Here is a 16,944-nt window from a genome sequence, read left to right on the forward strand (position 1 = left end):
GGAGACATGTCGGAGGAGAGGAACACCGGGGCGGATACCCGCACGGTGGGGGTGGGCAACAGCGCGTCCAGGGTGAAGGGCGCCGTGGTGCAGATCGAGAAGCAGCACGGCGACACCACCGTGGGGCCCGCCTATCACGGTCCGGTGGAAAAGTCGGACGTGCACATCCACCAGCCGGCGGGCAGGTCCGGCTCGGGCCCGATGTGGCTGCTGGGCACGATTCTCCTCGTCGTCCTCGTGGCCGCGGCCGTTCTCGTCTCCCTGGAACACGAGCGGCTGTCCGCGCGGCAGCCGGTGGCCGAACGACCGGAGGCGGCCAGTTCGCCGTCTCCGGTCACGCCGACTCCTGCACCGTCGTCAGCCCCACCCGCGCAACCGTCGCGCTCGGCGACCGCGCAGGTGAGCCAGCCCCCGGCCCGGTCGTCTCCGGTGGCCCCGCCCGCCTCCGAGGAGAGCGGGCTCGGCGACTGCGGCCCCACCGCGCACCCCGTCTACAGCGGCTCCTACCGGGGTTGCGAGATCAAGAACGGGAACATGGGGGAGAAGACTCATTTCACGGCGGGCTGGGGTGACCGGGGAAAGACCTTGCTGGTGATCGGCTGGGGCTACGAGCTGTATGTCGCGGACAACGACGGGCCGTTCAGCTCGCTGGGCAAGGTCGCCGCCTCGGGTGGCGGCGGCCTCTTCTTCACCTATGCCCGGGACGGGAACTCGGGGTATCTCCGGTTCCTCGCCACCGACTCGAAGCGCTACTGCCTCACCTTCACCGCGGCCCCGGCCGGTTCCGGGAAACCGGCGGCACGCGGCGACTGGTACGTCTGCTGAGCCGGGATCGGCTGGCCCGCGACGTGAAGGTTGTTGCGTCTGGGCTTGCGTAAGGGGTCCACGTAGTCGGGCGGGATGAAGGTGGGTAGTCCGTCTTCGGCGATGTGGACTGTCCACGGTGAACTGTGCTGTAGTCGATGATGCGCTGAGCAGAGCAGCACGAGGTTGCGGAGCACCGTGTGTCCGCCGTGTGCCCAGGCGATCAGGTGGTGGGCGTCGCAGTGTCTGGGTTTTCGGTGGCAGCCGGGGAAGGAGCAGCCGCCGTCTCGGATGATCAGTGCTTTGCGCAGTGCCGGGATGACCAAACGCTTGGCCCTGCCCAGGTCGAGTGGCTCACCCTTCGAGCCCAGTACCGCTGGGATGATCTGGCAGTCGCAGGCGAGCATGCGTGTCTCGGTGGCGGTGAGTTCGCTGACCATGTCCAGGCAGGCGGTGCCGAGCTTGGTCTTGAGGTCGTTCAGGCCGACAGTGACTACCAGGTGGGCGCGGTCGCCGCCGGGTACGTCCGGGACGTTGGCCAGCATCGCGATCGCTTCGCCGAAGGCTTCCCCGTAGCGCTGGGACGTGGTCCGTAGGTCGGGCCACTTGTCTTCCCCTGCAGGCCGAGGAGTTGCCAGCGGGTCGAGGATGGTGCTCAGCCGGGTCCCGGTGATCGGGTCGAGCTGTCCGTCGATATCGAACCAGCCGTCCTTCCGTTGCCGCATCCGCAGTTCGGGTTTGCGTTCGGAGGGGTCTGGGTCCTTCGGTTCTTTCCCGTCCTGGTCCATGCGGGCCAGGATCTCGTCGGCGGCTTTGTCGACCTCGTGTGGTGTCGCCTGACGTGCCAGCTCCACCAGGATCTTCTCCGCGTTGTTTCTGTCCTCTTCGGACATACCTACTGGGATCTTCTTCAGGAAAAGGAGAACCCGGTTGGTGTGGTGTGGTCCGATCTCTCCGGCGAGTGCGGCTGCTCCGGTTGCTGGCGCGGCGGCGGGTGTTTCGGTACCGTCGACGTGACGACCAGGATTCAGTCCACGCGCACGATCAAGATGCTTCTTGGCTTCACCACGCGACATCCGCCCCATGTGTGCGAACCATGCCGCGGTGGATCCGTAGCCGTACAGCTCGGACACCCCGCGAGAATCGACCTCCATCAGTAGCTGACCGAGTTCGGCGTCCAGACGCCACAGGGCTTCCAGTCGCGTACGCACCTCATCGGCGAGTTCGCGACCGGACAACCGCCACAGTGGTGGCGGTTCCTGGGTGGACAGGTTCCTGGACACACCCCCAGCTTACCGCAGACACTCGCACATACGTTCGACACGAATGAGTGAATTGAAGTTCTGGTATCTCACCTGGTCGCGCCGGCCCAGGAGGCTGGAACATCTGACGTGAGCTGGTTCACGCTCTCGAAGAGGACCGCTCTGGAGGGCTAAGGTTCCTATCGCGCCGGTATGCGGGTTCTGGGGCCCGCGCCTGACATCTGAGGGGTATCAGGTGTGCGGCGAACGGGGAAGGTGTGTAGCCGGGATGAGCAGACCGCACCGCGATCAGTCTGAGCAGCCGAAGCCCGCGGACGAGTGGACAGCTTCTGGCCGTCTTATCGGCTTCGGATGTACGTTACTGGTGGGCGCGGTGGTGGCCGGGATTCTTCCCGCCGGCCCCCGCGGTCGCGACGCCCCTCGCTGCGGAATTGTCTTCAGCCCTGGCAAGTCGCCGGTCGCGCGCCTGAGTCCGTGTCCGGAGGGTTTGAACTTCCTTCGGACCGTTGTGCTCGTCCTCGGCGTTTCCGGGGCGGTCTGCCTGGCCGTCGGCATCGGGATGGCGTTCTGGGCAAGAAGGAGAAGACGGAGCGAGAGAACCCGCCAGGACGCGGACATTGACCCGGCCGGTGACGTGCGTCGGACGGATCAGCGATCCGTGTACTTCACCGCGGTCAGGGTGATCACCGTGCCGGGCGGGACTTTCGTGCCCGCCGCCGGATCCTGTCCGACCTGCACCCAGTTCCGGTCCACGACGAGCGCGCGTCCCAGCCCCTTACCGTCCACCTCGCGGAGGTTGTAGAGCCCGGCCGCCTGCATGGCGTCCTGCGCCTGCTGGTGGTTCATCCCGGACACGTCGGGAACGGTGATCAACCTGGCCGACGCGCTGGGCGTGCTCGCCGGACTCGCCGGGGCGGTCGGTGCCGCCGGGGTCGTGCTCGCCGGAGAGCGCGGCGGTCCGGGCATGGTGCAGCCGGACACGACGGCGGCGAGGGCGATCACCGGCACGGCTTTCCGGGCTGCGGACGAGAATCCCACGGTGTCCCCTCCTGGCGGCGTTTTCCTCTTTCCGTAGTCGGCTTCGAGGTGACAAGCGTTACCGCCCGGACGAGTGAGTACGTCTGCCAGGGAAACCGGTGACGCGGCCTCAGGCGAAGCGCCGGAACACCGGTTTCACCGAGCGCCCGCCGGTGAACGCCGCCGGGTCGCCGTCGTCGAGTGCCTTCCGGTACACGGTGCACGCCTGCGCCACGACGTCTACGGTGCGGTCGATGTCGGCCTCGGTCAGCGCGCTGCTGACCACAAAGGACGGTCCGATCACGCCGCCGGTGAGCAGTTGCCGCAGGAACAGGGTCCGATACGGCTGCGATGGCTCGCCCTGTTCGTCCAGCGTCGCGAACACGAGGTTGCTCGCCCGCCCCAGGACGAGGACGTGCTCACCGACCCCCGCGCCCTCGGCCACCTCGCGCACCCCGGCGGCGAGCCGCCCGCCGAGGGTGTGCAGCCGCGCGGTGACGCCTTCCTCGGCGTAGGTGTCGAACACCGCCATCGCGGCGGCCAGCGAGTGGGTTTCCGCGCCATGGGTGGTCGAGAGCAGGAAGACGCGCTCGCGCTGGTCACGCAGCCCGCCCAGTTCCATCAGCTCGCGCCGTCCCGCCAGCGCCGAGACGGCGAACCCGTTGCCCAGTGCCTTCCCGAACGTCGAAAGGTCGGGCTGGACACCGTAAAGCCCTTGCGCGCCAGCATCCGACCAGCGGAAGCCGGTGATCATCTCGTCGAAGACCAGCACGCAGCCGTGCCGGTGCGCCAGCTCGCGCAGCCCGGCGAGATAGCCCGGCGCCGGCTCGGTCCGCGTCGCGGGTTCGAGGATCAGACAGGCGATCCGGCCCTCGTGCGCCCGCAGCACCTCCTCGGTGGCGTCGAGGTCGCCGTAGGGGAACGACACTGTCATCGCGGTCGTCTCGGCCGGGATCCCGGCCGGCATCGCGGTGGTCCCGATGAACCAGTCGTCCACCGAGAAGAACGCGTGGTCGGCGCAGACGGCCACCAGCGGCCTGCCGGTGGCCGCGCGCGCCAGCCGGACGGCGGCGGTGGTGGCGTCGGATCCGTTCTTCGCGAACTTCACCATCTCCGCGGTCGGCACCGCGGCGAGGAACCGCTCCGCGGCCTCTGCCTCCACAATGGACGGACGGACGAAGTTGCCGCCGCGGCCGATCTCGCGCCGCACCGCCTCGACCACGCGAGGGTGCGCGTGCCCGAGGCTCACCGAGCGCAATCCCGACCCGTATTCGATGTACTCGTTCCCGTCCACGTCCCAGACGTGGGCGCCCTCGCCGTGCGAGATCACCGGCGCCAGGTTCTCGGGATACTGGTCGTCCCCCTTGGCGTAGGTGTGCGCGCCGCCGGGAATCGCCGCGTGCAGCCGTTCGTTCGCCTCCGCTGAGCGCGGCAGCGGACGGTGCTCGGTCATGTCTGTTTTCCCCCGATCACGTCGATGAGTTTCGGTGCCTTGCGGTCGCGCGATGACGCCATGGTCACCGGAAGCGGCCAGGGGATGGCGAGTTCGGGATCGTCGAAGGCGATGGTGACGTCTTCCGCCGGGTCGTGTTCCCGGTCGATCCGGTACGACACGTCGGCGGGGTCGGTCAGCGCCTGGAACCCGTGCGCGCATCCCGCGGGGATGTAGAGCGAAACCTGGGTGTCCCCGGACAGCCGGAAGTACTCCTGGTTGCGGTAGGTCGGCGAATCGGGCCGCAGGTCCACCACGACGTCGAAGATCTCCCCGTACGAACAGCGCACGAGCTTCGCCTCGCCCCGCCCCGAGCGCAGGTGCAGGCCGCGCAGTACCCCCCTGCGGGAGCGCGACACGCTGTCCTGGACGAAGGCGTCCGGGTCGATCCCGGCGGACCGCGTGACCTCGGCGTCGAAGGTCCGGCTGAAGAAGCCGCGTTCGTCGGCATGGGGCGTCGGCTCGAAGAGGCAGGCGCCGGCGATCGTGCTGACCATGGAAACCTTCATCGGCGGTCCTTTCGGAGCACCACAGTGGACAGTGCGGTGAACTGGTGCTTGAGCCGCTCGGTCAGCGCGGCGTTGCGTTCGGCCAGTGTGGCCCGCAGCTCGGCGGACCGGTTTTCCAGCTCGGTGAACTGCGCGATCAGCCGGTCGAGGTCGATGGCGCGGGCGGACTGGCAGAACTCGCCGAGTCCCAGTTCCGCCATGAGCACGTCGTTCTTCTTCGCGTAGCCGATCGCGACGGTCGGCTTGGCGAGCTTCAGCGCGCACAGGACGTTGTGGTAGCGCGTCGCCACCACGGTGTCCACGCTCGCCATCGCGGCCATCAGTTCATCCAAAGTGGACATCGGACTCGTGGTGACCAGCGGCGAGTCCACCGCGGCGAGGATCGCGTCCACGACCTCGGTGTCCGCCTGGTCGCCGATGAACAGCCGCACGGACCGTCCGTTGCCGGCCAGCCACCGGACGAACCGGGTCAGCTTGCCGACGTAGTCGCGGTGGATCTCCTCGCCGCGGGCCCGGTCGTCGTTCCCGCCGGAGTACGCCATCACCCCGACACCCACGGTCCCGAACTCGGTGGTCACCTCCGGTACGGGCAGCGCGAAGGCGAGGTCCGGGTACACCTGGTCGCGCGCGACGTCGACGCCCATGGTCCGCATCGCGTCCCGCGACAGTTCGTCCCGGTAGGACCGGTAGGCCGCCAGCCGCGCCGCCGTCCGCACGATCACGCGGGTGGCCCGGTGGCCGATCACGTTCGCACCGACGCCGACCAGCGCCACGCGGGTGCCGAGCAGCCGCCCGGACGCGCAGAGCAACAGCAGTGCGTACGGGAAGCCCCAGGGCCGCAGGGGAAGGGTGGCTTCGAGCACGCCCATGCCCGGCACGATCACCGCGTCCTGGCGGCGGACCCACCGTGCGGTACGGACTATGTCGACGAGCTTGCCGAAGCCCTTCACCGCGATCGAGCGGACCCCGGACGCGGTCCGGTACTCGTCGCGGTACCAGTTCAGCCGGGTGGCCGCGATCCCGTACCGGGCGCCGACCCACTCGGGCCCGCCGCACAACGCGCTGACGACGGCGTCGGGATGCTCGGCGCGCAGGTAGGCGAGCACCGCGTCCGCCGAGCCGTCGTTGCCGAGGTTGCCCGAGCCCAGCAGCCCGAACACACCGACGCGGGTGGTCACGCGATCCGCCCTTCCTGCCCGGCGACGAGCGCGCCCACCGTCAGCGCTTCCTCGGGGGTCGCCGTGGGCGCCCGGTCCTCGATCCGCTCGCCGCGGGCGCGGGCCCGGCTCGACGCCCACGTCCACAGGTGCCGGTAGCACTGCCGACGCTCCGAAGTGGACAGTGGGGCGCGCTGGATCGCCGTGACGAAGCCCAGCACGTACTCGCCGAGCAGGCGGACGGCGGGATTCCGGAGCCGGTCCGCGCGCCGCGGGTCCAGATTCGCACACCGGCTCCGGATGGTCGGGTTGGCCCGCTCTGCCCGGTGCGGGTGGTCGCGGCGGAAGTACAACAGCTCGGGTACCTGGTGGAACGGGCCGTGCAGGGCCAGTTCCGCGACGTAGGTCCGGTCCGCGTGGTGGTAGCTGTTCATCGGCGTGACGCGGCGCAGCACGTCCGAGCGGATCACGCCGTAGAAGTCGTCCCCGCCGGGCTCGAACAGCAGGCTCAGGAACCGGTCCGGCGGATACGGCGAGTCCGTTCTGATGCGGTAGTCGAAGACCTGGGTCACCTCCCCGGCGCCGTCGATGATCGCGGTGCCGCAGTGCGCCACGACCATGTGTGGCCGCTCGTCGAGCGCCTCGACGCAGCGCAGCAGCAGGTCCCTGCCGTACAGGTCGTCGTGCGAGACCCACTTGAACAGCTCGGTCCGGCACACCTCGAACAGGTAGTTGTGGTTCGGGGTCGCGCCGATGTTGACCGGCTGCCGGACGTACCGGATCCGCGTGTCCTTCTCCGCGTACTGACGGCAGATCTCCTCGGTCCCGTCGGACGAGGCGTTGTCGGAGATGACGAGTTCGAAGTCGCCGTAGGACTGTCCGAGCAGCGCGTCGAGCGACTCGGCCAGGTACTCCTCGCCGTTGTACACGGGAAGGCCGAGGCTCAGCCGGGGAAGAGCGGTCATGACGAGGTCATCTCCTCAGAAGAAGTCTTCGGCGGGACGTACTCACGCAGCCCGGCGTGCAGCTGGTACCACCAGACGACCGACCCGGTGAGCGTGGCCGTGGCGACACCCCATGCCGAGCCGACCGCGCCGCCGAGGAAGGCGCCGACGAGTCCGCCGCCCAGGTAGAAGGTCGACGCGACGAGCTGGGAACGCAGGCTTCGCGGCGCGGCGCCGAGCGCGCGCAGGCCCGCCGCCGCGCCCGTGCTGAGGCTCGCCCCGACGACCGAGAAGGTCACCGGCAGGATCAGCTGCGAGGACGTCGTCCAGACCTCGCCGAGCGCGAAGCGGCCCCAGGAATCCGGCAGCAGGAACAGCAGCCCGAGTCCCCAGGCGAACGCGGCGGCGGCCTGGCCGGTGCCGAGCAGCGCGCAGAACAGCCGCAGCCGGTGCGGGGAGCGGCGCAGCACCCGCGCCCCTTCGGCGACGGTGACCAGCGAAAGCCCCATCAGCAGCGCGAGGAACGGCCCGAGCAGCTGTTCCGCGCCGCGCACGGTGCCGACGGCGGCGAGCCCGGCGATCGCGCCGAGCCCGTACGCGCGCAGCTGCGAGGCACCGCTGTTGCTGACGTTCTCGATCAGGTACCGCGGCCCGAGGTCGCGGTGCTCGCCGACCCAGCCGCGGACGGCGCCCAGCCGGGGGACGATTCCGGTGCGGAGCAGGCCGAAGCAGGCCGCCACCGCGCTCGCCACGCCCCAGGCCAGCAGAAAAGCGACGACGCTGCGGAAATGCGCCGCCACGAACATCGACGGGATCAGCGCGACCGCGGCGATGGCGTCGGCGGTGAACGCCCGGCGTCCTTCGCCCGCGGCGAAGAAGGCGAACCGCCAGCTGTCCTGGAGCAGCAACGCGGGCAGCGCCAGCGCGAGCGCGAGGAACGCGTGCCCGACCGCGCCCCCGATGGCGAGCCCGGCCAGGAGACTGCCGACTCCCGACACGCATCCGACCGCGAGCGCGGTGCCCGAGGACCGGCCGACCGCCGCCCGCCAGTCCGATGTGGACACCCCGCTGTAGCGCACCATCAGCGGGTCGGTGGCCAGCCCGCGCGAGACGTTGAGCAGCACGCCGTAGGTCACCCAGGCGATGCTGAACACGCCGAACGCGTGCGGGCCCAGCGAGCGGGCCACGAACATGCCCACCACGAAGTTGGTCAGGCTGGACACGGCCTGATCGCCCAGCCCCCAGCTCAGCCGCCCGGCCATGGCGCGGACGGCACCGGACCGCAGCAGCGAACGCTTCGGCCGCTCCCCGACGGCGGTCACCGGCTCACTCCTTGACCAGGCCGGCGTCGTGCAGGGCACGGGCCGCGACGGCGACGACGTCGAACGACAGCCCGGAACGCTCGGCGATGTCGAGCAGGCTGTGTTCGCCGTCGGAGAGGTTGAGCACCCACAACATCGCCAGTTGCGCCTGTTTCGCGTCGCTGCGCCCGCCGAGCGAGTCGTACAGGCCACGTCTGCCCAGTTGCGGTTCGCCGTACGGGCTCAGGTTGACGTAGCGGCGGTTGCGCTCCAGCACGCCGACGGCGTCCTGGAGCGCGGCCAGGGTGTCTTCCATCGCCTCCGGGGAGACGAAGCCCGGGTTGTCCGCCGACGTGTGGTACTCGGGATAGCCCGCGTACGGCGTCCTCGTGAGCGAGCCGACGCCGAGGTTGAAGCCCGGCGAGCAGAACTGACGCTCGTCGTAGCCGTACGGCGAGAATTCGACCGTCCGATGTGGACGTTCACGCAGCACGTACCGCATGACCTCGTCGATCTCGGCGTCCCCGCGCCTGCTCTCCTTGTAGGTCAGCGGGCCGGGGTCACCCGCGCAGGCCAGTACCAGCCCGTGCTTGACCCTGTCGATGCGCTCGGCGTTGCGGGCGAGCCAGGTGATCGAGCCGATGGTGCCGGGCGCGAACAGGAACCGGTAGGTGTACCGGGGTTTCGTCTCGGCCAGTGCCTGGGCCAGTGAGATCGCGACGGCGATCCCGGCCAGGTTGTCGTTGGCCAGCGACGGATGGCAGACGTGGCAGGAGACGATCACCTCGTCGGTCACCGTGCCCGGCACTACGTGCTCGGCGTAGCTGAGACCGCCGTCCGCCAGGGTCGAATCGATGACGACCTCGTACTCCGCCTCCGGCAGCGCGTCGAGCTTCTCCTGGGACAGGCAGAAACCCCACGTGGGTGCGTAGTAGCTCGTCCGGTAGGGAATCCACTGTGGATGGTCGGGCAGCGTGTGCAGGTGCTCGCGCAGCTCGGCCAGCGGCATCCGCCGGTTCACCGGGACGCTGTAGCCGACGACGTGCAGGTTGTGCTCGGCGAAGTCCACCACCCGGCGGCCGGTGCCGTCGGCGACGTAGGCGTCGCGGATGTTCCATTCCCGCGGAATCGTCCAGTCCAGCACCGGCGTTCCGGTCGGCACCTCGTGCCGTTCGAGCGCGAGGTGCTCGCCGATGACGTCCAGGGTGCGGCGCACCCCGTCGCCGGTGATGCTCCGGCAGATCGGGTACAGGCGCTCGACGAGCGCGTGCATCTCCGCCCCGGTTCTCATCACCGGCGCCGCAGCGTGTCGTCGACGAGTCCCTCTTCGCCCCGGTCCTTCAGCCACGCGAGCCGGGTGAACTTCCGCTCGAAGTCCGCTTTGGACAGTCCGAACCTCCGGTAGGCGCCGATCAGCTCGACCGCGCCGTCCTTGACCGACCAGTCGCAGTCGAAGCCGGGGACCGCCGCGCGGAAGCGCGAGAAGTCCACCCGGTAGGAACGCGGGTCGGCGCCCGCCTCGCCGGTGATCCGCAGCGTCGAGCCGGGCACGGCCTCGGCGACCTCCCGCGCGATCTCGGCGACGGTGACGTTGTTCCGCTCGGTCCCGATGTTGAACGCCTTGGCGTGCACGGCCTCCCGCGGCGCGTCCAGCGCGGCGGTGAACGCGCGGGCGATGTCCGCGGCGTGCACCAGCGGCCGCCACGGCGTCCCGTCCGAGAGCACCAGCACCTCGCCGGACAGGTGGGCGTGCGCGGTCAGGTTGTTCAGCACGATGTCGGCGCGCAGCCGGGGCGAGTAGCCGAACGCGGTCGCGTTGCGCATGAAGACCGGGGAGAAGTCGTCGTCGGCGAGCTCGCGGACGTCGTCCTCGACGCGGACCTTCGACTCCGCGTACGGCGTCACCGGGCGTAGCGGGGCGTCCTCGTCCACCAGGCCGTCGCCACCGGAAGCGCCGTAGACCGAGCACGTCGAGGCGTACAGGAACCGTCGCGCCCCGGCCTCCTTGGCGAGCTGGGCGAGCCGGACGGACGCGTGGTGGTTGATGTCGTAGGTCAGCTCCGGCGCGAGCGAGCCCAGCGGGTCGTTGGACAGTGCGGCCAGGTGGATCACGGCGTCCACTTCGGACACGTGCTGCGCGGTGACGTCGCGCAGATCGACCTCGAACCCGGCGGGGTCCCCGGGCGCGGGGCCCAGCAGGCATCCCGCGAACAGCCCGGAGTCCAGGCCGACGACCTGGTGTCCGGCGGCGGTCAGCACCGGCGCCATCACCGTGCCCAGGTAACCCTGGTGCCCGGTCAGCAGTACACGCATGGCTTTTCTAACCCTCCAGGTCGAGGAGCAGCTTCTTGGCGTCGAAGGCTTCCGCGTACCGCGCGCCGCATTCGATGCCGCGGATACGGGCCAGCCCGAGGAACGCCTCCCGGTCGTACCAGGGCCGATGCCGCTGGGAGGCGTAGTGTTCTTGCAGCAAAAGGACTTTCCGCTCGGCCAGCTCCGGCGAGAGCGGCTGGTACACCGACGGCCTGCCCAGGTCGCCGTCCCATTTGACGATCTCGTAGCCGAGCGTGAAGTGATCGCGGAACGCCGTCGGGACGAGCTTCGCGAGCCCTTGGTGATCCTGGTGCGCGTCTTCGGTTCTCGGCGCGAGAACGAGGCCGGGGTCGGTGCGGCGCCGCAGTTCTTCGAGCGCGTTCTTCGCCTCTTCCCAGTGGGTGGGCAGCCGCCCGTCCGGGAGCTTCAGCACCGTGACACCGAGGTCCGCGCCGGGACAGAACGCGGCGAGCGCGGCCCGCTCCTCGTCCTCGCGTTCGGTGCCGCCGCCGGAGAGCACGAGCGCGTCGACCCGCAGGCCGGGCCGGGCGGCGCACAACGCCAGCAGCGTGCCGCCCGCGCCGATCGCGATGTCGTCGCAGTGCGCGCCGAGCGCGACGATGCCGTCGAGCCGTCCGGCCCCGAGCCGGATCACGCCGTGCGCTCCCGTTCGCGGTTTTCCCAGGTGGTGGATTCCCGCTTGGTGGTTTCCCAGAGCGCCCACGGCCGCACGCCGCGCGAGTAGCCGTCGTCGAGCGCGTACCGTTCCTTCACCGTGTCGGTCGGTTTCCAGAACCCGCGGTAGGGGTAGGCGAGCAGCCTGCCGCGCTTGGCCAGCTCCCCACAGCCGTCGGCGACGAGGTCGCCGCCCTCGGGGATGTGGTCGAAGACCTCCTGGCGCAGCACGAAGTAGCCGCCGTTCTCCCACAGCGGCATCTCGCTGACCGCGGTGATCGCGCCGACCATCCCGGCCTCGTTCATCTCGACGCAGTGGAACGAGGACTGCGGCGGCACGACCATCATCGACGCACCGGCGTCGGAGCGCGAGAACCGCTCGATCATCTCGGGCAGCGGCGCGTCGGTGAGCACGTCAGCGTAGTTGGCGAGGAACATCTCGTCGTCGCCGAGATACGGGCGCACGCGGCGCAGGCGTTCCCCGATCGCGGACTCGATGCCGGTCTGCACGAAGGTGACCGACCAGTCGGAGATGTCGGTGGAGAGCAGCTCGGGTTTCCCGTTGCGCAGCACGAAGTCGTTCGACGCGGTTTCCTCGTAGTGGAGGAAGAACTCCTTGATGTGGTGTGCCCCGTAACCGAGGCAGAGAACGAACTCGGTGTGCCCGAAATGCGCGTAGTACCGCATCACGTGCCAGATCAGGGGTCTCGGTCCGACCATCGCCATCGGCTTGGGCACGTCGGACGCGGTGCCGTTACGCATCCGCATCCCGTACCCGCCGCAGAAGAGCACTACCTTCACGACGTCACCTCGACGTTTGCGAGCCGTGGCTCGACGATTTCCAGGGAAGGAACGGGGAAGACCAGTTTCCCGCCCCATTCGTCCACATAGGACAGCTGGGCGGTCAGCTCCGCCCGCAGGTTCCAGGGCAGGACCAGGACGTAGTCCGGCCGGTCCGCGTCGATGCGGTCCGGCGGGAGCACCGGGATCCGCGTGCCAGGGGTGAACCGGCCGTGCTTGTACGGGTTGCGGTCGACCGTGTAGGCCAGCAGATCGGGACGGATACCGCAGTGGTTGAGCAGGGTGTTCCCCTTGCCCGGCGCGCCGTACCCCACGACGGTCTTGCCCGCGCGCGCGGCCTCGATGAGGAAGTGGAGGAGATCGAGCCGGACGCGCGCGACGCGCTCGGCGAACTCGGTGTACCCGGACAGTTCGTGCAGCCCGGCGGCCTTCTCCCTGGCCAGCACGTCGGTCATCCGCGCGCTCGGCCCGCCCGCGACCGCCTCCGGACGGGCCCACAACCGGATCGAACCGCCGTGGGTGGGCAGGAGTTCGACATCGGTCACGGTGAGCCCGCCGGTGGCCAGCGCCCGGCGCGCGGATTCCACGGTGTAGTACTGGAAATGCTCGTGGTAGATCGTGTCGTACTGGTTGAGTTCGATCAGCGTGAGCAGATGCTGCACCTCGATCGAGACCCAGCCGTCGTCCGCGACGAGCGTGCGCAGGCCCTGGGTGAAGCCGAGGACGTCGGGGATGTGCGCGTACACGTTGTTCGCCACCACGAGATCGGCCGGGCCGTGCTCGGCGCGGATCGCGGCCGCGGTGTCCGGCCCGAGGAACTCGGTGACCGTCGGCACGCCCTTGTCCCGCGCGGCCTGCCCGACGTTCGCCGAGGGTTCGACGCCGAGGCAGCGGATCCCGCGCTCGACGACGTGCTGGAGCAGATAGCCGTCGTTGCTCGCGACCTCGACCACGAACGGTGTGGCGCGGTCGATCCGCGGCAGCGCGCCCTCGACGAACCGGCGCGCGTGTTCCACCCACGAGGTGGAAAACGACGAAAAATAGGCGTATTCGGTGAAGGTCTCTTCCGGGGTGATCAACGGCGGCAGCTGCGCGAGCCAGCACTCCGTGCAGACACGCAGATGCAGCGGATAGGTCGCCTCGGGTTCATCCAGTTGTGCCGCGGTGAGAAACCGTTCACAGGGGGGCGTGGCGCCCAGATCGACGACACTGGCCATTCCGGCCGATCCGCACAACCTGCAATTCGTCATGAGTGGGCAACTCCCGTTTTCGCCGCCGGAACCGGCCGCGTCGCCCATAGGTTCGCTGCCCTCGGCGTACCCGTTACAAGGGGTTCGGGCGCATCACCCGCGTTTCGTACGTGGGGGCCCCGGATACCGCCGCTTGCCGTAGCCGGCGTCGGCCGAACCGCGTCGTCGGGGCCTGTTCACCCGGCAGCGCAACGGTCCGGTTCCGGCCCGGTAACGGCCGCGTTCCCGGAGATGAAGAAGGGGGACTCCCGTCGCGTCCCCACGACAGAAGCCCCCCTCCCCGCACCGGCGACGCGAGCTCCCCCTTCGCGCCGGACCGGGCGGGCCCGCGGCCCGGCCCCCCTGGCCACCGGGCCGCGGACGTACTGAAGGGGACCTTCCTCGATCCCCCTTGCGGGGAAGGTCCCCTTCAGCGCACCCCCAGCCTCACCCCTCTATGCAAGACAGGAGGGGGGCCCGGCCCGGGAGATACATGGTTCGGCGGATTTTTCTCAGAACTTTCCGGCGGCGGGGATGACGTCGCTGCCGAGCCGTTCCAGCGCCGCCAGATCGGGCTCCCCGGTGAGCACGCCGAAGACGGCGTCGATGCCGAGACCGTGCAGCCGTTCGAGATGTCCGAGCAGGTCGGCGGGCTTGGCGGTGAGGTCGAGGACGCGGGCGACGGTCTTCGTGATCTCCGCGTAGTCCCGGCCGACGTCCTCGCAGTGCTGCTTGAGCACGGTCAGCTTGTGTTCCAGCTCCGGGCTGTCGCCGAGATTGCAGGCGTCACCGTACTGGGCGACGAACCGCAGGGTCTTCTTCTCGCCGCCGCCCCCGATCAGGATCGGCGGGCGCGGCCGGGTCAGCGGCTGCGGCACGTTGAGCAACCGCTGTGCCTCGAAGTGCTTGCCCGTGAACGGCGCGTCGCCCTCGTCCCACATCTGCCGGACGTACCGGAGGTTCTCCTCCAGCAGCTCGAAGCGCTCCTTGGTGGAGGGGAACTCGAAGCCGAGGGCGCGCGACTCCTCTTCGTTCCAGCCCGCGCCGACGCCGAACACCGCGCGGCCGCCGGAGAGCACGTCCAGCGTGGTGATCGCCTTCGCCAGCACGCCGGGGTGGCGGTAGATCACGCCGGTGACCAGGGTCAGCAGCTTGACGCGTTCGGTGTGCGCGGCCAGGAAGCCGAGCGTGGTGTACGCCTCCAGCATTTCGTGCTCGGCCGGGCCGACGGACGGGATCTGGAAGAAGTGGTCCATCACGGAGAGGTAGCCGAAACCGGCCTGGTCCGCGGTGCGGGCGAGGGTGGCCAGATCCGCGCCGAGCGCGGCGGGCCCGTTCGCCCAGGTGAAGTTCGGTACGTGTAGTCCCAGTTCCATTTCGCCGACCGTATACCTGGAGTAGCACCATTCGTGGCGCTCAGAAGTCGCGGATCACCGAGACCCGGCCGTGCAGGGGATCGGTCACGAACACCGTCCGCGTCCGCTGGTCGACGGCGACGTCACCGGGGTTGACACCGAGCGTGAGCTCGCCGCTGAGCACACCCGCCGTGCCGTCGATCCTGACCAGCCCGTTGCTGCCGCCGTTGCTGTAGACGGTGTTCGTCCCCTGGTGCACGGCGACCGCGGAGGACTCGCTGCGCAGCAACACGGTCGCGCGCTCGCTCCGCGTCGACGAGTCCACAATGGACATGTGGTGGATGGCCGAGTTCGCCACGTACACGGTGCCGCTGGCCTGGTGCACGGCCACCCCGGTCGGCGACGGCCCGACCCGGACACTCCCGGTGAACCTCGTCCGGCCGATGTCGAAGACCTCCACCGAGCCGGTCTCCGCGCTGGTGCAGTAGGCGAGCTCGCGCCCGCTGTCGACGGCGATACCGGCGAGCCCGCCCACCGGGCCGTCCACCGTGGCGCGCAGGGTGGCGCTGTTCCCGTCGAGCACCGCGAGCGCGCCGGTCGTGCCGCTGACCGCGTAGATCCGGCCGGTGTGCTCGTCCAGCGCGAGCGACGACGTCCCGGCGCCCGCGCCGATCACGCTGACCACCTCGAGCGTGCGCCCGTCGAGTACCAGCACGGTGCCCGCCGGGGGATTGGCGACGTAGACCCGGTCGGCCACCGGGTCCACGGCGACCTCGCCGGGGGAGCCGCCGGTGCGCACGACCGCGGTGAGCGTCGCGCTGAAACCGTCGATGACCGCGACCGAGCCGGTGGCCGGGTCGGAGACGTAGGCGAGGCCGGTGAGCGGATTCACCGCGACCGCCGCCGGCGCGCCCCCGACGTCGACCGCCACGGCCTGCCCGGCCCGTGCGGGGACCGCCCCGGCCACGGCGCCCGCGCCCGCCGCGACCAGCGTGAACAGGCCGCGCCTGCTCAGTTCCCGACCACGCACCGGCGCCTCCGCGAAGAAGGGTGGAACCCTCGCCTTGCCGTTCGACCCTAACCCGGGCGAGGAGCACGCGAAGGAACTTCGGATCGCCCGATCGCGTTGTTTCCGGTGAGTAACCGGCGAGTTCGCGGGGAAGGAGGCGAGCTTCGTGCACAAACACCACAACGGGCTGAAGACCGCGCTCCTGCTCGGCCTGCTCTCCGCGATCATCATCGTGATCAGCGGGTTCTTCGGCCGCGGCGCGTTGATCATCGGGCTCGTACTGGCACTGGGCATGAACGCCTTCGCCTACTACAACTCCGACCGGCTCGCCCTGCGCGCCATGCACGCGCGGCCGGTCTCCCAGGCCGAGCAGCCCGCGATGTACCGCATCGTGCGCGAGTTGGCGACCACCGCGCGACAGCCGATGCCGCGGCTCTACCTCAGCCCCACGCAGGCACCCAACGCGTTCGCCACCGGCCGCAGCCCCCGGCACGCGGCGGTCTGCTGCACCACCGGCATCCTCGACCTGCTCGACGAGCGGGAGCTACGGGCCGTGCTCGGGCACGAGCTGTCCCACGTCTACAACCGCGACATCCTCATCTCGTGCGTCGCGGGCGCGCTGGCCAGTGTCATCACCGTGATCGCGAACATCGCGCTGTTCTTCGGCGGCAACAACCGCGACGGCAACCCGCTCGTCTCGCTGCTGCTGGTCCTCATCGGCCCGATCGCCGCCGCGATCGTCAAGATGGGCGTCAGCCGCTCCCGCGAATATCAGGCCGACGCCTCCGGCGCCGAGCTGACCGGAGACCCGCTCGGCCTCGCCTCCGCGCTGCGGAAGCTCGAACGCGGGACTCGCGCGGCGCCGCTCGCCCCCGAGCCCGCCGTCGTCTCGCAGTCCCACCTGATGATCGCGAACCCGTTCCGTCCGGGGGAGGGCCTGTCGAAGATGTTCTCGACCCACCCGCCCATCCAGGACCGCATCCGCCGCCTCGAAGAAATGGCGAAGCGCCCCTACTGACCCGCGCGCGTTCCGGCGAACTCGCGTACCCAGAGGGTCGGCCGACGAGCCGACCGTC

General features: G+C 69.8%; 17 protein-coding genes. 3 read left to right on the top strand and 14 right to left on the bottom strand.

What is annotated here, in order from left to right; translation table 11 throughout:
• Positions 1 to 6 precede the first annotated feature (6 nt).
• Entirely contained in the window at positions 7 to 825 is an 819-nt protein-coding gene (locus tag ABD987_RS21610; protein WP_345396419.1) for a hypothetical protein, read from the top strand.
• Here the strand turns inward: ABD987_RS21610 and ABD987_RS21615 are convergent.
• Positions 750 to 2,087: an HNH endonuclease signature motif containing protein gene (locus ABD987_RS21615; protein WP_345396422.1), complete on the bottom strand. Its 1,338-nt coding sequence runs from the start codon at positions 2,085 to 2,087 to the stop codon at positions 750 to 752. The two genes, ABD987_RS21610 and ABD987_RS21615, sit on opposite strands and share 76 nt — an antisense overlap.
• Positions 2,088 to 2,714: 627 nt before the next feature.
• Entirely contained in the window at positions 2,715 to 2,912 is a 198-nt protein-coding gene (locus tag ABD987_RS21620; RefSeq protein ID WP_345397486.1) for a PASTA domain-containing protein, read from the bottom strand.
• 19 nt (positions 2,913 to 2,931) lie between these two features.
• On the opposite strand from ABD987_RS21620, the gene ABD987_RS21625 reads away from it, so the two are divergent.
• Positions 2,932 to 3,141, top strand: coding sequence for a hypothetical protein (locus ABD987_RS21625; protein ID WP_345396425.1), 210 nt, complete (start codon positions 2,932 to 2,934; stop codon positions 3,139 to 3,141).
• A 72-nt stretch (positions 3,142 to 3,213) separates the two neighbouring features.
• Here the strand turns inward: ABD987_RS21625 and ABD987_RS21630 are convergent, their stop codons facing one another.
• From ABD987_RS21630 to ABD987_RS21685, 12 genes are all read right to left on the bottom strand, one after another.
• Entirely contained in the window at positions 3,214 to 4,536 is a 1,323-nt protein-coding gene (locus ABD987_RS21630; RefSeq protein ID WP_345396428.1) for a glutamate-1-semialdehyde 2,1-aminomutase, read from the bottom strand.
• A complete protein-coding gene (rfbC, locus tag ABD987_RS21635; protein ID WP_345396431.1) occupies positions 4,533 to 5,084 on the bottom strand; it encodes a dTDP-4-dehydrorhamnose 3,5-epimerase in 552 nt (183 codons plus the stop codon). The genes ABD987_RS21630 and rfbC overlap by 4 nt, the downstream gene beginning before the upstream one ends.
• On the bottom strand, positions 5,081 to 6,262 hold the full coding sequence (locus tag ABD987_RS21640) for a polysaccharide pyruvyl transferase family protein (protein WP_345396434.1): 1,182 nt from the start codon (positions 6,260 to 6,262) through the stop codon (positions 5,081 to 5,083). The genes rfbC and ABD987_RS21640 overlap by 4 nt, the downstream gene beginning before the upstream one ends.
• Positions 6,259 to 7,206 (bottom strand): glycosyltransferase family 2 protein, encoded by a 948-nt coding sequence (locus ABD987_RS21645; RefSeq protein WP_345396437.1) that lies wholly within the window; start codon positions 7,204 to 7,206, stop codon positions 6,259 to 6,261. Before ABD987_RS21645 ends, ABD987_RS21640 begins: the two co-directional genes overlap by 4 nt.
• The gene (locus ABD987_RS21650) at positions 7,203 to 8,447 is read right to left on the bottom strand and encodes an MATE family efflux transporter (RefSeq protein WP_345397489.1); all 1,245 of its coding nucleotides are present in this window, start codon (positions 8,445 to 8,447) and stop codon (positions 7,203 to 7,205) included. Before ABD987_RS21650 ends, ABD987_RS21645 begins: the two co-directional genes overlap by 4 nt.
• Before the next feature lie 64 nt (positions 8,448 to 8,511).
• Positions 8,512 to 9,777: a DUF4910 domain-containing protein gene (locus tag ABD987_RS21655; RefSeq protein ID WP_345396440.1), complete on the bottom strand. Its 1,266-nt coding sequence runs from the start codon at positions 9,775 to 9,777 to the stop codon at positions 8,512 to 8,514.
• Positions 9,777 to 10,799 (bottom strand): NAD-dependent epimerase/dehydratase family protein, encoded by a 1,023-nt coding sequence (locus ABD987_RS21660; RefSeq protein ID WP_345396443.1) that lies wholly within the window; start codon positions 10,797 to 10,799, stop codon positions 9,777 to 9,779. Before ABD987_RS21660 ends, ABD987_RS21655 begins: the two co-directional genes overlap by 1 nt.
• A gap of 7 nt (positions 10,800 to 10,806) precedes the next feature.
• Positions 10,807 to 11,454 carry a PIG-L deacetylase family protein gene (locus tag ABD987_RS21665; protein ID WP_345396446.1) on the bottom strand — a complete coding sequence of 216 codons (648 nt, stop codon included), beginning with the start codon at positions 11,452 to 11,454 and terminating at the stop codon, positions 10,807 to 10,809.
• Positions 11,451 to 12,275, bottom strand: coding sequence for a sugar phosphate nucleotidyltransferase (locus tag ABD987_RS21670; protein WP_345396449.1), 825 nt, complete (start codon positions 12,273 to 12,275; stop codon positions 11,451 to 11,453). The genes ABD987_RS21665 and ABD987_RS21670 overlap by 4 nt, the downstream gene beginning before the upstream one ends.
• Positions 12,272 to 13,525 carry a class I SAM-dependent methyltransferase gene (locus tag ABD987_RS21675; protein ID WP_345396452.1) on the bottom strand — a complete coding sequence of 418 codons (1,254 nt, stop codon included), beginning with the start codon at positions 13,523 to 13,525 and terminating at the stop codon, positions 12,272 to 12,274. Before ABD987_RS21675 ends, ABD987_RS21670 begins: the two co-directional genes overlap by 4 nt.
• 491 nt (positions 13,526 to 14,016) lie before the next feature.
• Complete coding sequence (locus tag ABD987_RS21680) at positions 14,017 to 14,880, bottom strand: LLM class F420-dependent oxidoreductase (protein WP_345396455.1); 864 nt, start codon at positions 14,878 to 14,880, stop codon at positions 14,017 to 14,019.
• Between the two features lie 40 nt (positions 14,881 to 14,920).
• A complete protein-coding gene (locus ABD987_RS21685) occupies positions 14,921 to 15,889 on the bottom strand; it encodes a YncE family protein (protein WP_345396458.1) in 969 nt (322 codons plus the stop codon).
• Between the two features lie 145 nt (positions 15,890 to 16,034).
• On the opposite strand from ABD987_RS21685, the gene htpX reads away from it, so the two are divergent.
• Positions 16,035 to 16,886 carry a zinc metalloprotease HtpX gene (gene htpX / locus ABD987_RS21690; RefSeq protein ID WP_345396461.1) on the top strand — a complete coding sequence of 284 codons (852 nt, stop codon included), beginning with the start codon at positions 16,035 to 16,037 and terminating at the stop codon, positions 16,884 to 16,886.
• The last annotated feature ends 58 nt before the right edge of the window (positions 16,887 to 16,944 follow it).

It is taken from the genome of Amycolatopsis samaneae (genome assembly GCF_039541975.1).
In the GTDB taxonomy this organism is placed as follows: domain Bacteria; phylum Actinomycetota; class Actinomycetes; order Mycobacteriales; family Pseudonocardiaceae; genus Amycolatopsis; species Amycolatopsis samaneae.

Excerpts from the sequence above, each read along its gene's own strand:
- ABD987_RS21610 (WP_345396419.1), top strand. The coding sequence starts at position 7 with ATGTCGGAGGAGAGGAACACCGGGGCGGATACCCGCACGGTGGGGGTG.
- ABD987_RS21620 (WP_345397486.1), bottom strand. The coding sequence starts at position 2,912 with ATGAACCACCAGCAGGCGCAGGACGCCATGCAGGCGGCCGGGCTCTAC.
- ABD987_RS21630 (WP_345396428.1), bottom strand. The coding sequence starts at position 4,536 with ATGACCGAGCACCGTCCGCTGCCGCGCTCAGCGGAGGCGAACGAACGG.
- rfbC (WP_345396431.1), bottom strand. The coding sequence starts at position 5,084 with ATGAAGGTTTCCATGGTCAGCACGATCGCCGGCGCCTGCCTCTTCGAG.
- ABD987_RS21645 (WP_345396437.1), bottom strand. The coding sequence starts at position 7,206 with ATGACCGCTCTTCCCCGGCTGAGCCTCGGCCTTCCCGTGTACAACGGC.
- ABD987_RS21650 (WP_345397489.1), bottom strand. The coding sequence starts at position 8,447 with ATGGCCGGGCGGCTGAGCTGGGGGCTGGGCGATCAGGCCGTGTCCAGC.
- ABD987_RS21655 (WP_345396440.1), bottom strand. The coding sequence starts at position 9,777 with ATGAGAACCGGGGCGGAGATGCACGCGCTCGTCGAGCGCCTGTACCCG.
- ABD987_RS21660 (WP_345396443.1), bottom strand. The coding sequence starts at position 10,799 with ATGCGTGTACTGCTGACCGGGCACCAGGGTTACCTGGGCACGGTGATG.
- ABD987_RS21675 (WP_345396452.1), bottom strand. The coding sequence starts at position 13,525 with ATGACGAATTGCAGGTTGTGCGGATCGGCCGGAATGGCCAGTGTCGTC.
- ABD987_RS21680 (WP_345396455.1), bottom strand. The coding sequence starts at position 14,880 with ATGGAACTGGGACTACACGTACCGAACTTCACCTGGGCGAACGGGCCC.